Raw genomic sequence first — 15,479 nt, forward strand, 5'->3', positions numbered from 1 at the left:
ACTGCGGCCTTAACCGCAAAGGCGCTCGATCTCGCGGCCTAGCGTATTACGGGCCGCGCTGTCTCCGGGTTCAATCATGAAATAATGCGTGCCGGAAAGGCTTGCCTTTTCAGAGCAATAGCTTGCGCACCCGCTTTCAACCGCTCCGGCAAAGCGCAGTTCAATACCGTCATAGCGGGCAGCGAAAGTGCAATTACCTTTACCATTCAATGTAACTTCGACCTCATCGCCTTTTACCGACGCTGCTCCGGTTCCTTCGCATTTGCTTTCGGGGCCGAAGACCGCAAGAAAACCGATATCGAAGCGGTTCGCATCGGTTTTCACCGCACAGAATTTATCGATGCCAAGATCGCTGCGCGTTTCAAAACGGCCCGCAAATTCTATTTTATCCGGGTTCGGAAGAACACCCGTCTCCACCGCACGTGCGTCCAGCGTTGCGCCAGCGTCCGACCCAAGGCTTGACGTAAGTGCGCCGTCACCGCACCCCGCCAACAGCGCGCATAGCGCGAAGATTGGAAATGCCGTGCGCGTCACACTGGTTCCAATCCATCCTTGTTTATCCTGCGATAAAAGCAGCTGCGGGCGCCGGTATGGCAACTCGGGCCTTGTGGCTCTGCGATTATCCAAATGGCGTCCTGATCACAGTCAATGCGCATGTCGACAATGTGCAGGACATTCCCGCTGCTTTCGCCCTTTTGCCAAAGCCGCTGCCGGCTGCGCGAGTAAAACACCGCAGTGCGGCTCTCCATGCTTTTGGCGAGTGCCTCCGCGTTCATATGCGCCACCATCAATAGGGCACCATCCGCCGCATCAGTGACGACTGCAGTCAACAATCCGTTGGCGTCAAATTTGGGTGTGAGGGTAAGCCCTGTCTCAATCTCGTCGGTCATTTCCAAGGCCTAACGCAAGGGCAAGTGGCCCGCCAACATTTTCTTTGTTACATTGCTACGACAAGGGGGAGACAATCGATGACGCCTTGCCTATACGCCAGCCAGCGACGCGCAGCGGGATTCGAATTATGCTGACCACCGACCCATTTGATGACGACAAACTTCGCGAGGAGTGCGGGATTTTTGGCGTCTACGACGCCGAAGGTGCTTCAGCGATGGTTGCGCTTGGCCTACATGCGCTTCAGCATCGTGGCCAGGAAGCCGCCGGCATCACCAGTTACGACGACCATGAATTTCACACGCACCGTGCCATGGGCCATGTTGCGGGCAATTTTGACCGTGATGAAATCATCAACGGCCTTGTCGGACGCAGTGCCATTGGCCATGTCCGCTATTCAACGACGGGCGAAACATCGCTGCGTAATGTGCAGCCCTTATATGCGGACCTTGCCACCGGCGGATTTGCGGTCGCGCATAACGGCAATATTTCAAACGCGGTTGCATTGCGCCGTGACCTTGTCCGCCGCGGATCGATATTCCAGTCATCATCGGACACCGAAGTCATCATTCATTTGGTGGCGACGTCTGGGTACCGGACGTTGCTGGACCGCCTGATTGATGCGCTGAAGCGTGTTGAGGGTGCCTATTCGCTCATTTGCCTGACCACCGAGGGCATGATCGCATGCCGTGATCCGTTGGGCATCCGGCCATTGGTCATGGGTAAGCTTGGCGATACAATAATCTTCGCATCGGAAACCGTTGCGCTCGATATTGTTGGCGCAGAATTCATCCGTTCTGTTGAACCGGGCGAATTGGTTGTGGTGCATGGTAGCGAAATTCAGTCGCACAAGCCGTTCATCCCCGTTTCGCAACGCCCCTGCATTTTTGAGCATGTGTATTTCTCACGGCCCGACTCCATTGTTGAAGGCATCAGCGTCTATTCGGTCCGCAAGGCCATCGGCGCGGAACTCGCGCGCGAAAATGGCGTCGATGTCGATTATGTCATTCCTGTGCCCGACAGCGGCACCCCTGCAGCCATTGGCTATGCCGAGGCGGCAAAGATTCCGTTTGAGCTGGGTATCATCCGGTCACATTATGTTGGCCGTACGTTCATTCAGCCGGGCGATGGCGTTCGCCATTTGGGCGTGAAGCTGAAGCATAATGCAAACCGCAATCTGGTCGCGGGCAAAAAGATTGTCCTGATCGACGATTCCATCGTTCGTGGTACGACCTCGCTCAAGATCGTTCAGATGATGCGCGAAGCGGGCGCTGCCGAAGTGCATATGCGTATTGCAAGCCCGCCAACGATGAACAGCTGTTTCTATGGCGTCGATACGCCGGAACGCTCCAAATTGCTCGCGAGCCGCATGGACGTGGAAGAAATGCGGCAGTTTATTCAAGCCGACAGCCTCGCGTTTCTCTCCATCGATGGGCTGTACCGTGCGTTGGGCGAAGATTCACGCAACAAAAACCAACCGCAATATTGCGATGCGTGTTTCACCGGCGACTATCCCACCACCCTCACCGACCATGAGGAGCATGAATCGGGTGATCTCATGATGCTGGGCGAACGGAAGTCTGCGTAAATCATGACGAAGCTATTTGAAGGCAAAGTGGCGCTGGTGACCGGCGCAAGCCGCGGGATTGGTGCGGCAACGGCGAAAGCGCTCGCGGCGCAAGGTGCACATGTCATCATCACAGCGCGCACCGCGAAAGACCTAGAAGCCGTTGAAGACGCGATATTCAACGCTGGTGGTAATGCGACGATTGCGCCTTTGGACCTCACTGATGGCGACAGCATTGCACGGCTCGCCACAGCAGTGACCGAGCGTTGGGGTAAGCTTGATGTCTTGGTATTAAATGCCGCAATGCTCGGAACGCTCGCGCCGGTTCCAGCCATTGATGGCGCAGAATTTGCGCGTTTGTTCACCCTAAATGTAACCGCGCAGCAGGTGCTGATCGCGTCATTTGATGCGTTGTTGCGCAAATCAGATGCGGGTCGCCTCGTCGCGCTGACATCCTCGGTTGGCGCGACACCGCGCGCATTTTGGGGCGCTTATGGCGCATCAAAGGCCGCGCTCGAAACGCTCGTCGCCAGCTATGGCGAGGAAGTGAAGAACCTGTCCGCTGTGCGCACTATTATTGTGGATCCGGGCCGTACGCGCACCCAAATGCGCGCAAAGGCCTATCCGGGCGAAGACCCGGCGACGGTGAAGGAACCATCGGTTGTGGCCGATGCAATCGTCGCGATGCTGACGACCGAGTTTGAGACCGGGCATCGTTTGGTGGTCGAGGGCTAACCCTTTAACATTACCGAAGTCCTGAGCAGCAGTCGCATCGCGACTGCGTCTGTCGAAGGACGCCCATCAGTAAACAGCTATGCTGGGCCGAGAAGCGCCCTTCGACTTTTCGCCAGCGCTGCGCGCTGACGGCTCAGGGCTACGGTTTAAGACTTCACCACCTCATGCGCCTTTAACGCACGCTCACGCGCGGCTTTGTGGCCAATGATTTTGCGCGGATAGCTTTTTGGCCGTGCGCCATATTCGTCGGGGTCATGAATATACGGCTCTTGCAAGCCCGCAAGCTCCGGCACCCATTCGCGGATGTAACGTGCGGCGTCGAATTTCTCTGACTGCGACAATGGCGCCATGATGCGCACGAACATATTGCTGTCTACGCCCGTCCCCGCTGTCCATTGCCAATTGACGCTGTTGCTGCCGTAATCGGCATCGACCAGCGTATCCCAAAACCATTTTTCGCCTTCGCGCCAATCAATCAGGAGATGTTTGACCAGGAACGACGCCGCAATCATCCGCACGCGGTTATGCATCCATCCGGTCGCCCATAATTGCCGCATCCCGGCGTCGACGATTGGGTAACCCGTCCGACCCTTAGTCCATGCCACGAAATCAGCCTTTACCGCCGGATCGGATAGATCGCGCCACGGCAGCCTGTCAAACGCATCGCGAGCATTCTTCGCGCCATATTCGGGCATCTGGACGATCACATTCTGCGCATAGTCCCGCCACACCAGTTCCTTAAGGAACACGTCAACCGACCCGCCGGCATGCATGGTCGCGTGCCAGCACGCAGCAGGTGAAATCTCGCCAAAGTGCAGATGCGGTGACAGGAATGACGAACCCGCCACCGATGGCAGATTGCGTTTCTCGTCATAAAATTTGGCCTTGTCGGCAAAATCCTCAAGCCGATGCCGCGCACCAGCTTCACCCGGGATCCACATATCGGCCATAGCGCCGGACCAATCGGGCTCGGTGGGTAACAGGGCCCAATCATTTAAGCCTTCGCTCGCCGGCCATGTATGGGGCGCAGCGACGTGCGCGGGTGCTGCCAGTGGCACGGGCGGCGGCATATGCTGCCAAAGCGCGCGCATGAATGGCGTGTAGATCTTGTACTGACCGCCGGTGCCTGTTGTGACGCTACCTGCGGGCAACAGATAGTTGCCGTCATGGCACACAAATGCGCAACCCGTGCTTAGCCCACTTGCAACGGCCTTTTCCGCATTCCGCCACCATGGTTCGTAATGCCGCATGCAATGAATGGCCGACGCGCCGGTCTCTTCAGCGAGTGCGCATAAAACGTCGTCGGATTTTCCGGCGCGCAGGATCAATCGCGACCCCAACGCCCGCAAATCTGCGTCGAGCGCCGTCAGACTATGGTGCAACCACCAGCGCGACGCCGCGCCCATCTTGCGATGCTTTGGCGTATCGTCATCAAGGATGTAGACGGGGATAACCGGCGCACCACTTGCCACTGCGGCTGCAAGCGCAGCTTGGTCCGCAAGACGCAGGTCGCGGCGCAGCCAGAGGATAACTGGGGCCGTCATTTGCTTTCAACTCCAATGGGAAAGAACATACTGAACCGGTCACCCACCAGCGGGTCAGAAAAGCGCTGGTCGGAAACCTTCAACGTCTTTTTTGCACCGTCGCCAACAATCTCGGCCACCGGCATACGTGACCAGAACAACAATGGCGTACCGCGGGCAATATGTGCCTCAAAAGCCTGGGAATCTTCACGTCCCATATAATGGGCGCGAATGTCGTCATCGATGCGCGCGCCATGAAACGGCGTGTACGTGCCCTGCCCATAATGGCTGTCATCGCGCCAAAGCATTTCACGCTTCCAAAATTGCACAGGCACAGGGTTTGCGACAACCAGAGTCGGCATAATCTTATGCTGTTTCTGAACGGCTTGAGCGGTCAATTGCTCCGCCCTGCCCGTGATGAGCCCATTGGCCAAGAGATACGCGCAAATGGCGGCAAAACTGGCCAACGCCGGTGTGCGCCAGTTTGCGCGCCCCTTACGTTCGCGGCGAAGCGAAACCCAAACGCCGCATATCAGCGCAGCCCACAGCCAGATGTCGATGATGAATAACGTATCGCCATAAAACCATTGGTTCGAAAATGGTTCGAGCAAACGGATCCCGTAACTGTTGAACCAGTCGAAAAGCGGGTGGCTCAAGCATCCAACATAAGCCAGCGCCAACAACCAGCCTTTATGGACGGGCAACCTTTTCTCAGGCCGCTTTCCGCGTCTTTCTTGCCAGCGATCAAAGCACAGCATGATGCCCCACAACATCAGCGGCAGCACCAGCATCGCGATTGGACCATGCGTGAGGCCGCGCCGGATCGCCAAATGCTGCTGCCCGCCCAGCAAAGTCGCCACGGCGTCAATATCGGGGATGTTCGCAGCAATAATCAGCGTGGGCATGGCAAGGCCAGTCCGCCGCTTCAACCCCATTTGCCCGATGAGCGCGCCAACAAGGCTATGAGTGAGATTATCCATAACAAATTTACTCGCACAAAGGCACGAAGGCACAAAGATAGGATTTAAGCTAAGGGTCGGTAATAATCGTTCGCCAGTCGCTTTACGCCATCGCGAAATGTTTCCATTCCGAAATTCATTAGCAAACCTAATGGAAGTCTCATCAGCCTCAGATACGTGAGAACCTGCTTTGCATGCACCGCCGCATGCTTTTCCGTCGACTTAATTTCAATCAGCAGGCTGCGTTCAACCAACAGATCGGCGCGAAAGCCCTGCTCAAGAACGCGTCCGTTATACGAAATTGGAATGACTTTTTGAACCTCGACAAAAAGCCCGCGATCTTTGAGCGCCTCACACAAAAGAAGCTCATAGACCGATTCCAAAAGGCCCGGTCCAAGCTCTTTGTGAAGCTTAAAGCCGCAATCTATCGCTGCCTTTGCTAGTGCTTCAACGTCGCCCTGCACCAAAACCTCCTTCGTGCCTTCGTGCCTTTGTGCGCGTTAAAATCAATTAAGTCTCCGGATGGCCCTCGGCTACGGTCCAGGTTTGTCCCTTTGCCAGCAGCTTGCCGAGATCAGGTGATTTACCTGCACTGGCCGACTCGTTTTGCGCGATGACGGCGTCGTTAAAGGTCGGGCGTGGATCGTCGTACAGGACGCCGAGTGCCATGGGGAATTCGCCAAATGGCATTTCCACAAGCATGTGCGCGAGCGAACGGTTGGTCACGTCATGGACGATAACGCCCGCGCTCTGCCAATCGCCATCAACGACATCGACAACCTTCAGCGTCAGCCCAACATTGTCGAGCGCAATGCCTTTGGTGCCGCCGGACTTTTCGCTGCCGAACAACATCGGCTCACCATTACGCAGCCACAATTGGTGGCCGTCAGCACCCTTTGGCGCAGCGAAGTCTTCAAACACGTCCTTGTTATACACGATGCAGTTCTGGAAGATTTCGATGAACGCCGCGCCGCGATGGGCGTGCGCTGCCTTCAGCACGTCAGGCAGATTTTTCGACACATCAAAGCCGCGCGCAACAAACCGCGCGCCTGAACCCAGCGCAAACGCACATGGCGTGGCTGGACGATCAACCGAGCCATAAGGCGTCGACGGGCTGTTAGTGCCAACGCGCGATGTTGGCGAATATTGGCCCTTGGTCAGGCCGTAAATTTCATTGTTGAACAGCATGATCTGGCAATCCAGATTGCGGCGCAGCAAATGCATCGTGTGGTTGCCGCCGATCGACAGCGCATCGCCATCGCCCGTGATAATCCATACATCAAGATCGGGATTGGCGAGCTTTACACCCGTCGCCACCGCAGGTGCGCGGCCGTGGATGGTGTGGAAGCCATAAGTTTCCATATAATATGGGAAGCGCGACGAGCAGCCGATGCCGCTGATGAACACGGTGTTTTCGGGCGTGCCGCCGATTTCAGGCATGGTGCGCTGCACCGCCTTCAAAATCGCATAGTCACCACAGCCAGGGCACCAGCGAACCTCTTGGTCGGTTTCCCAATCCTTGGGCGTCGTCGCTTTCACGGGGGTCATATCGTTCATTATAAAGCACTCCCAATCGCGGCTTCAATTTCGGCGATAGTAAATGGCTGACCGGACACTTTGTTCACGGGCTGCGCATCCACAAGGAACTGGTCACGCAATATCGTCTTCAACTGGCCCGTGTTCATTTCGGGGACGATGATCTTGTCAAAGCTCTTCAACAACTCGGCCATGTTTTTCGGCATGGGCCAGATATGGCGAATGTGGACATGCGCGACATCAACACCTTCGGCGCGCTTGCGGCGGACGGCTTGCTTGATGGGTCCATAGGTTGAACCCCAGCCAACGACAGCAAGCTTCGCGCCTGCTGCGCCCTGCTCGACGATCTGGTCGGGAATGCTGTCGGCGACGCCGTTTACCTTGGCCGAACGAATATCGGTCATCGCCTGGTGGTTGGCCGGTGCATAGTTGATGTGGCCGGTATCGACTTCTTTTTCGATACCACCAATGCGGTGCAGCAATCCGGGCGTGCCGGGCTTCACCCATGGGCGCTTCAATTTATGGTCGCGCGAATAGGGCTTGAAGCCATCTTCGGGCACGCTTTCCAGAAACTCGACCGGGAATGGCGTATACTCTTCGAGATCGGGCACCAGCCATGGTTCAGCCGCGTTGGCGATATAGCCATCGGTAAGCAACATCACTGGCGTCATATACTCAACCGCAATCCGCACAGCTTCCACCGCGCAGTCAAAACAATCAACGGGCGAGCGTGCTGCGATCACGGGCATCGGTGCATCACCGTTGCGGCCGTACACCGCCTGATACAGATCGGACTGCTCGGTCTTGGTTGGCAGGCCCGTCGAAGGGCCGCCACGCTGGCTGTTGACGATCACCAACGGAAGCTCGGTCATGATGGCAAGACCCATGGCTTCACCCTTCAACGCAATGCCGGGACCAGACGAGCTGGTAACGCCAAGCTGTCCTGCATAGCTTGCGCCAATGGCCGAACAAATCGCGGCAATTTCATCTTCGGCCTGGAATGTGGTGATACCATATTCTTTCAAGCGGCTGAGGTGATGCAAAATCGCGGATGCTGGCGTGATGGGGTATCCGCCGAAGAACATCTTCAGGCCAGCGAGTTGTGCGCCAGCGACCAAGCCATAAGAAATGGATTCGGCGCCCGTAACCGTCCGATAAAGACCCGCAGGTGCAGGCGCGGCATCGACATGATATTGCTTCAGCGGTCCGGCCAATTCAGCGGTCTCACCATAAGCATGGCCAGCATTCAGCGCCGCGATATTGGCGTCGGCCAAAACCTGATTCTTTGCAAATTTCGCGTTCAGCCAATCGATGATAGGCTGACGATCACGATCAAACATCCATAACGCAAGACCAAGCGTCCACATATTCTTACAACGCAACGCGTCTTTGTTGCCCATGCCAAACGGCTTGACGGCTTCCAGCGTCAGCGCGCTGATATCGAACGCCAGCACCTGCCATTTCGCAAGGCTGCCATCTTCAAACGGGTTGCTGGTATATTTGGCTTTATCGAGGTTGCGTTGGTTAAACTCGCCTGTGTCCGCGATAATCAAACCGCCTTCGCGCAACGACCCGACATTGGTTTTCAGTGCGGCGGGGTTCATCGCGATCAGCACGTCGGGCTGGTCGCCAGCGGTGTCGATTGCGGACGAACCAAAGTTAATCTGAAACGCCGAAACACCGAAAAGCGTGCCGATTGGTGCGCGGATTTCGGCAGGAAAATCAGGGAATGTGGCAAAGTCATTGCCCGCCAATGCCGACGACAGCGTAAACTGTCCCCCGGTCAACTGCATGCCGTCGCCGCTGTCCCCTGCAAAGCGCACAACAACTGCGTCGCTTTGCACTGGAGTATGTCCGCTCGTCTGTTCGTCTTTGAATGCCGTAGCCATGCGTTCTAGCCCGTCTTTAATTGCAACTTTATTGCCTTTTCGCCTAATCCCATTCGCCGCGCACTGCAATGTTAGAAAAACTATAGGTGGATATGCTGGACGCATTGCCCAAGCCACCCTAGGAAGCGGCTGAAATGGAGAATGCGATGACCGATACCCCACCTTATGTCCGTCCAGACGTGGCATTGTTTCTGCAATTTCTGAACGCGGTACCCGGCCCTAAATTTTGGCAAGTGCCCGTTGATGATGCACGCGCGATGACCGCTGCGATGCGCGACGTTGCCGATGCACCCGTTGGCGAACTGGCGGTTATCCGCGATTTATCGATTCCCGGCCCCGCCGGTGCCATCCCCGCGCGATTATATGACAGCCGCGAAGAGCGCGAAGCTGGCCCTGTCATGGTGTTTTACCATGGCGGCGGATTCGTTATCGGCAGCCTCTATACCTATGAACCCTATTGCGCAGAAGTTGCGCGCCTTCTCGATTTGCCGGTCATCTCCATCGATTACCGGCTGTCACCCGAATATCCATTCCCTGCCCCGGCCGAAGATTGTGAAGCCGCAACGCGCTGGATTGCAACAAGCCCTGCGGAACTTGGACGGCGGGTGACTGGGCTGATTACGTCCGGCGACAGTGCTGGCGGTAACCTAGCGATTGTCACCACCATGGCGCTTCGCGACCGTCCGGCCGCCGTGCCTGTGTTGGTGCAACATCCGATTTACCCCGTCGTGACGCTCGATGCTGACTGGCCGAGCATGCGCGAATTTGCCAACGGCTATTTGCTAACCGACGAAGCAATGGCCTATTTCGGCGAAGGCCACGCAGCAACACCCGGAGACTATCGTTCCGAGCCGTTGAATTTCAGCCAGCAGGGCATGCCACCGAGCCTTGTCACCACCGCAAGCCTTGATCCGTTGCGCGACCAAGGCATCGCTTATGTTGAAAAGCTGAAACAGGACGGTGTGCGCGTTGAACATCGCAGTGCCGAGGGCAATATTCACGGGCATATCAACATCCGCCAGGCTATCCCATCGGTCCAATCGGACATCGAGGGCAATATCGCCGCGCTCAAAAACCTGCTGGCAGAAGTGGCGGCAACAGCATGAGCATATCGTTGGAAGATTTACCGTACCGTCCCTGCGCCGGCATCATGCTCGCCAATATGCAGGGCAAGATATTTGTCGGGCAACGCTTGGACAGCCCCGTCGGAACCGATGCATGGCAAATGCCACAAGGCGGCATCGACGATGGTGAGGATGCGGAGACTGCGGCGCTACGCGAGCTATTCGAAGAAACCGGCGTGCGCGCGGATTTGGTCGATATTCTCGCGCGCAGCCGCGATGAACATTTCTATGACTTACCCGATGATATGATTGGCCGCATTTGGAAGGGCAAATATCGCGGGCAACGCCAGCATTGGTTTCTAATGCGCTTCAAAGGGACCGATGCCGATATCAACATCGAAACGGCGCATCAGGAATTTAGCAAGTGGCAGTGGATCGATGCACCGCAATTGCCCCAACTGATCGTCCCGTTCAAAAAGCGGCTGTACGAGAATATTCTCGCGGAGTTTGCAGACCTGATTTGACGCCGTTCCGCGTGCGGAACGCATCCGCGCCCTTAATTGGGTTGCGGAACCGGCACGCTAGCGACGCTTGGTTTCGCATCGGCTGCGCTTGCCTGCATTTGCGGTTTTTCGCTAGCCTTGCTGGATGCAAGCGCAAGCCGGTCAACAGCGCTGCAGTCCGCACGGCATAATGTTTTCAGACGCGCGATATTTTTGCCCGCTTGCTCAATTGCCCCCTTGGCAATCATCGCATCGGCCTGCTCGGCCAATGCAACCTGATCATTGGGTTCAAGTTCCAACGCTTCTGTGTAAAAGCGGATCGCTTTACCATTCAGTCCCTGGGCCTTCACCGCGCGCGCCATCGCAATATATGCAGGGCGATTGCGCGGGTCTACCGCCAGTGCGGATTCATACCAGCTGATCGCATTGTCGAACCGTCCAGCGCTCGATTCCTGGTCCCCCGTCTGCATCAGGGCAATGGAGCGAGCGTCGATATCATCATCCGCGCGTCCGCCGATGCTGGCGCTCGACATGACCGCTAATGTGAACGACAGCGCAATAGCCGCGGGAGAAAAACGCATAAACAATATCCATATCTTTTTGGAACGTGATGCTATCACAGCTTTTGGAGCCTCGCGAAGAAGAATCCATCGCTGGCATCGTGATGCGGGGTCAACAATATGCCGTCGCCGTCGGCACGGCCCATCGACACGCCCGTATCGGCCGCGCGCCAGCCCGGATGCGATTTTAAGAACGCCGCCACTTGGCCCTTGCCCTCACTCTCAATCAGCGAGCACACGGCATAAACCAGATAGCCGCCGCGCACGACCATGTCGGCGCCAATGTCCAACAGCTTCGCCTGTTCATCAACAACGCGCTTCAACCGCGCTGCATCCAAACGCCAGCGCGTCTCTGGATTGCGCCGCCATGTCCCGCTTCCCGAACAAGGTGCGTCAATGAGGACAAGGTCGCAGCCACCGACCAATTCGGACAGCATTTCTTTTTCTTTGCCCGGATTGAGCAAACGCGTTTCGATATTGGTGGCGCCAGACCGGTTGGCCCGAGGTTTCAACTGGTCCAGCCGGTTGCGGTTTGTGTCGGTTGCGATCAACCGTCCCTGATTTCGCATCGCGGCGGCGAGTGCGAGGGTTTTGCCACCAGCGCCGGCGCACAGGTCAAGCACCGTGCCAGCACCCTTTGCCTGACATGCCTCTACAATCAGCTGGCTTCCCAGATCCTGAATTTCCACCTGACCGTCTTCCACGGCGGGGTGGCTGTCGATGGCAGTCCCGCCCGGCAGGCGGAGCGCATATTCGAGGTGCGGAAGGACTTCAGCGTCGGGAAACGTCGCGGATACTTCGGCACGGCTCGCCTTCAACGCATTCACGCGCAAGTCCATAGGAGCGCGGTCAAGCAGGCTTGCCTGCTCGGCCTCGTCAACATGGGCGGAAAACAAAGGTTTGATCCATTTGGGCAGTCCGCCACCCGTTGATCGCGCTTCGCCGGGCTCAATCGCCGCTGGACCATAATCGGTGCCGTCGAACAATGCCGCCAGTTCCGGATCGGCATCCGCCATTGCGACAAAGGCAGACCGCGCTGTCGCTGGCCTTTTGCCAAAGCGGCGGATGGCGCCCCACGCCAAATCGCGGACAGCACGGCGGTCTTTCGAGCCAGCATAACGCCGCTCGGCAAAAAAGCGCTTTGCAAGCTGGTCAGCAGATGCGCCGCCATCACGTGCGGAAAGGATGATTTGGTCAACCAATTCAATGGCTGACTGCAGGCGAGCAGCAGGTCTCATGCGTCAACGCGTCGGATAATTTGGAGCTTCCCGCGTAATTGTAACGTCATGTACATGGCTTTCCCGTAATCCGGCATTGGTGATGCGCACAAACTGTGCGCGTTCCTGAAGGTCCGCAATCGTGCGCGAACCGGTATAACCCATAGCTGCTTTAACGCCGCCGACAAGTTGATGAATGACGTCGCGTGCGGGGCCTTTGAAAGGCACCTGCCCTTCAATGCCTTCTGGAACCAGTTTAAGCTGGTCCTTAATGTCCTGCTGAAAATAACGGTCAGCAGAGCCACGCGCCATCGCGCCGACGCTGCCCATGCCGCGATAGCTTTTATAGGCACGTCCCTGATACAGGAATGTTTCACCGGGCGCTTCCTCGGTTCCCGCCAATAGCGAACCGACCATCACCGACGATGCCCCGGCCGCAAGTGCTTTCGCCAAGTCGCCCGACGTCCGCAATCCGCCATCGGCGATGATTGGAATGCCCGACTTTGCGGCTTCGGCCGCCGATTCCATAACCGCAGTCAATTGCGGAACGCCAACGCCAGCAACAACGCGGGTGGTACAAATGGAGCCTGGGCCGATGCCAACCTTGATACCATCCGCGCCCGCATCAATCAGCGCACGTGTCGCCGCCGCCGTCGCCACATTTCCGGCAACGACCTGAACTTCAGGTGCCATGCGCTTAATCTCTGCAACCGCAGCCGCGACCATCGCGCTATGGCCATGCGCCGTGTCGACCACGATGAGGTCGCACTCCGCGTCAATCAACGCCTTCGTGTACGCCATTCCCTTTTCGCCAACAGTCGTCGCCGCAGCGACGCGCAAGCGTCCTGTGCCGTCCTTTGTTGCGTTGGGATATAGAACGGCCTTCTCGATATCCTTTACGGTAATCAGGCCAATGCAATGATAGGCGTCATCGACGACCAAAAGCTTTTCGATGCGGCGTTGATGCAGCAAACGGCGCGCTTCTTCCTGCGTGACCGACGATGCAACCGTCGCCAGATTTTCATGCGTCATCAACTCAGACACAGGCTGCGCCGGATTTTCAGCAAAGCGCACGTCACGATTGGTCAAGATGCCAGCCAGTTTACCGCTCGCCTCAACAACCGGAATACCGGAGATGGCATGCGCCGACATCAATGCTTGCGCTTCGGCCAAGGTCGCTTCGGGTGCGATTGTGATGGGGTTCACGACCATACCGCTCTCAAAACGTTTGACCTGACGCACGGCAGCGCACTGTTCTTCAATGCTCAGGTTGCGGTGCAAAACGCCAATGCCGCCGAGCTGCGCCATGACGATCGCCATGCGCGCTTCGGTTACGGTGTCCATCGCCGACGATAGCACTGGAATGTTCAGTGATATGCTTTTGGTCAGCTGCGTACGGGTGTCGGCCTGGCTTGGCAAAATGTCGGATGCCCCGGGCTGCAACAGCACGTCGTCAAATGTAAGTCCGAGGGAGATTTCTTTCATTGTGCCACCGCTTTAAGCTTTGATTCGTGGCGGCCCATGTAAACAGTAAGTCCCTTATTCGCCAGCCTTCTTGGATTTATATTTTCTGGCGTCCGCAAAATAGCGGCCAAGCGCAATGTGCAAGTCAGCGTCATCGGCCGCGCCGCCAAGCTCCGTCTTATCCGTGAGCTCATCATCAGGGCCATGATAATCGCTGCCCAGAAACTTTTGCATCAGCTCAAGATCGGCGAACGAACCACCGACCATGAGCGCAGGCACGCCCTTTTGCGCGAGTGCCCAGCCGTCCTGCCTTTGGATAAACGCATTTGCATCGGTCGAACTTTCAATCGCCCTACCCGTCTTTTTTGCTACCGCCTCAACCGTGGCATCATATGGGGTGGTTCCGCGACCGATGATCGCAACCTTTGACCCGCGCGGCGCAATGGCAATTGTATCGACATTTAGGGAAATCACGATCTGATCAAGCGGTAAAGCTGGCTTTTCAGCGAAAGCATAAGCACCCAATAGGCCACTCTCTTCCGCAGTCGTCGCTACAAAATAAATATCACGATCATGCTTTTTCTTCGCCAAGCTTTCCGCGATTTCGTTCAGCACGGCAATTCCGCTGGCATTGTCCACGGCACCATTACAAATCCGGTCAGGCGCACCCTCTGGCGCGCAAATACCCAAATGGTCCCAATGCCCCATGAACAAAACAGCGCCGCTGCCCTTTTTCCGACCCGCAATCTTGCCAACGACGTTTGAGCTGTTGAACCGGTAAATATCCGTCGTGACTTTGAAATCTGCGTCAATGCCAAGTGGCTCGCCCGCATAATCGCTGGCCTTGGCATGTGCGCGCAATTTGTCCCAATCTTGCCCGGCGGCGGTTATCATCGCGACCGCAAACTCGGCGCTCATCGCCCCTTCCAACGGCGCGCGTTTTTCGCGACTCTCAAGTGCGATGGGACGCGACAGCAACAAACGCCGCAGTGAAGGCCAACTTCCTTGCCCGTCGCCGATGAAGATAACTGCCTCCGCTCCGGCGGCGATCAGCGCTTCGCGCCGCGCGCGGGGTGACTTCATATTGTTTGGCACATTTTCGGCGTCAAACAGCACAAGCGCGGCTTTTCCCGCAACATCTGCAGCAACCGAACCATCCGCTTTTACGCCTGCGCCGGTGAATATAAGCGGCAAATCATTGCGCGCATAATCCACCTGTTTACCAATCAGGATGATTTCTTCAGAAACGATGCGCAGTTTGCGGCCCTTGGCCGTAAATGCATATTCCGCACTGCCCTGCCCGCGCTGGATCAACGGAACCGCATCAAACCAGCCGCCGTCTGTCGCCGCGGGCTTTAAACCTGATGTCGCCCATTGCTGCGCAATGTACTGAACGGTTTTTGCCTCGCCCTCCGTGCCGGGTTTACGGCCTTCAAAGGCGTCGCTGGCCAGAATTTCGATATGTGCGCGCAGGTCCGCTTCGCTCACCGCCTTGGCCTGCACCGAACCCGCGGCCATTGCTGAAAAACTGACAAAGACTGCAAAATGGGCAAGACGCATAAATGATCGCTCCG

The 15,479-nt window shown here is 56.8% G+C and carries 15 protein-coding genes; 4 read left to right on the forward strand and 11 right to left on the reverse strand.

Annotated elements, in window-relative coordinates; genetic code table 11:
* Positions 1–9: 9 nt before the first annotated feature.
* Positions 10–534 carry a hypothetical protein gene (locus tag GGR91_RS06155; RefSeq protein WP_183941052.1) on the reverse strand — a complete coding sequence of 175 codons (525 nt, stop codon included), beginning with the start codon at positions 532–534 and terminating at the stop codon, positions 10–12.
* The gene (hisI, locus tag GGR91_RS06160; RefSeq protein WP_183941054.1) at positions 531–890 is read right to left on the reverse strand and encodes a phosphoribosyl-AMP cyclohydrolase; all 360 of its coding nucleotides are present in this window, start codon (positions 888–890) and stop codon (positions 531–533) included. The genes GGR91_RS06155 and hisI overlap by 4 nt, the downstream gene beginning before the upstream one ends.
* Before the next feature lie 128 nt (positions 891–1,018).
* Here hisI and purF point away from each other — a divergent pair, with 128 nt between their 5' ends.
* Positions 1,019–2,476, forward strand: a complete 1,458-nt coding sequence (purF, locus tag GGR91_RS06165) for an amidophosphoribosyltransferase (RefSeq protein ID WP_183941056.1) — start codon at positions 1,019–1,021, stop codon at positions 2,474–2,476.
* Between the two features lie 3 nt (positions 2,477–2,479).
* On the forward strand, positions 2,480–3,190 hold the full coding sequence (locus GGR91_RS06170) for an SDR family NAD(P)-dependent oxidoreductase (RefSeq protein WP_183941058.1): 711 nt from the start codon (positions 2,480–2,482) through the stop codon (positions 3,188–3,190).
* A gap of 146 nt (positions 3,191–3,336) precedes the next feature.
* On the opposite strand, the gene GGR91_RS06175 is transcribed toward GGR91_RS06170, so the two are convergent.
* From GGR91_RS06175 to GGR91_RS06195, 5 genes are read right to left on the reverse strand one after another with little or no spacing between them, the layout of a single operon-like run.
* Entirely contained in the window at positions 3,337–4,734 is a 1,398-nt protein-coding gene (locus GGR91_RS06175) for a cryptochrome/photolyase family protein (RefSeq protein WP_183941060.1), read from the reverse strand.
* A complete protein-coding gene (locus tag GGR91_RS06180) occupies positions 4,731–5,693 on the reverse strand; it encodes a metal-dependent hydrolase (RefSeq protein ID WP_183941062.1) in 963 nt (320 codons plus the stop codon). Before GGR91_RS06180 ends, GGR91_RS06175 begins: the two co-directional genes overlap by 4 nt.
* A gap of 44 nt (positions 5,694–5,737) precedes the next feature.
* Positions 5,738–6,136 (reverse strand): GxxExxY protein, encoded by a 399-nt coding sequence (locus GGR91_RS06185; protein WP_183941065.1) that lies wholly within the window; start codon positions 6,134–6,136, stop codon positions 5,738–5,740.
* A gap of 46 nt (positions 6,137–6,182) precedes the next feature.
* On the reverse strand, positions 6,183–7,229 hold the full coding sequence (locus GGR91_RS06190) for a 2-oxoacid:ferredoxin oxidoreductase subunit beta (protein ID WP_183941066.1): 1,047 nt from the start codon (positions 7,227–7,229) through the stop codon (positions 6,183–6,185).
* On the reverse strand, positions 7,229–9,097 hold the full coding sequence (locus GGR91_RS06195) for a 2-oxoacid:acceptor oxidoreductase subunit alpha (RefSeq protein ID WP_183941068.1): 1,869 nt from the start codon (positions 9,095–9,097) through the stop codon (positions 7,229–7,231). The genes GGR91_RS06190 and GGR91_RS06195 overlap by 1 nt, the downstream gene beginning before the upstream one ends.
* Positions 9,098–9,243: 146 nt before the next feature.
* On the opposite strand from GGR91_RS06195, the gene GGR91_RS06200 reads away from it, so the two are divergent.
* Entirely contained in the window at positions 9,244–10,203 is a 960-nt protein-coding gene (locus tag GGR91_RS06200; RefSeq protein ID WP_183941070.1) for an alpha/beta hydrolase, read from the forward strand.
* The gene (locus GGR91_RS06205; RefSeq protein ID WP_183941072.1) at positions 10,200–10,685 is read left to right on the forward strand and encodes an RNA pyrophosphohydrolase; all 486 of its coding nucleotides are present in this window, start codon (positions 10,200–10,202) and stop codon (positions 10,683–10,685) included. Before GGR91_RS06200 ends, GGR91_RS06205 begins: the two co-directional genes overlap by 4 nt.
* Positions 10,686–10,717: 32 nt before the next feature.
* Here the strand turns inward: GGR91_RS06205 and GGR91_RS06210 are convergent, their stop codons facing one another.
* The 4 genes from GGR91_RS06210 to GGR91_RS06225 are packed head-to-tail and all read right to left on the reverse strand — an operon-like array spanning position 10,718 to position 15,465.
* Complete coding sequence (locus GGR91_RS06210; protein ID WP_183941074.1) at positions 10,718–11,245, reverse strand: tetratricopeptide repeat protein; 528 nt, start codon at positions 11,243–11,245, stop codon at positions 10,718–10,720.
* A gap of 35 nt (positions 11,246–11,280) precedes the next feature.
* Positions 11,281–12,462, reverse strand: coding sequence for an RsmB/NOP family class I SAM-dependent RNA methyltransferase (locus GGR91_RS06215; RefSeq protein ID WP_183941076.1), 1,182 nt, complete (start codon positions 12,460–12,462; stop codon positions 11,281–11,283).
* 3 nt (positions 12,463–12,465) lie between these two features.
* The gene (gene guaB / locus GGR91_RS06220) at positions 12,466–13,926 is read right to left on the reverse strand and encodes an IMP dehydrogenase (protein ID WP_183941078.1); all 1,461 of its coding nucleotides are present in this window, start codon (positions 13,924–13,926) and stop codon (positions 12,466–12,468) included.
* A 54-nt stretch (positions 13,927–13,980) separates the two neighbouring features.
* On the reverse strand, positions 13,981–15,465 hold the full coding sequence (locus GGR91_RS06225) for a M28 family peptidase (RefSeq protein ID WP_183941080.1): 1,485 nt from the start codon (positions 15,463–15,465) through the stop codon (positions 13,981–13,983).
* Positions 15,466–15,479 lie beyond the last annotated feature (14 nt).

The organism is Sphingorhabdus rigui, assembly GCF_014196595.1.
GTDB classification, from domain to species: domain Bacteria; phylum Pseudomonadota; class Alphaproteobacteria; order Sphingomonadales; family Sphingomonadaceae; genus Sphingorhabdus_B; species Sphingorhabdus_B rigui.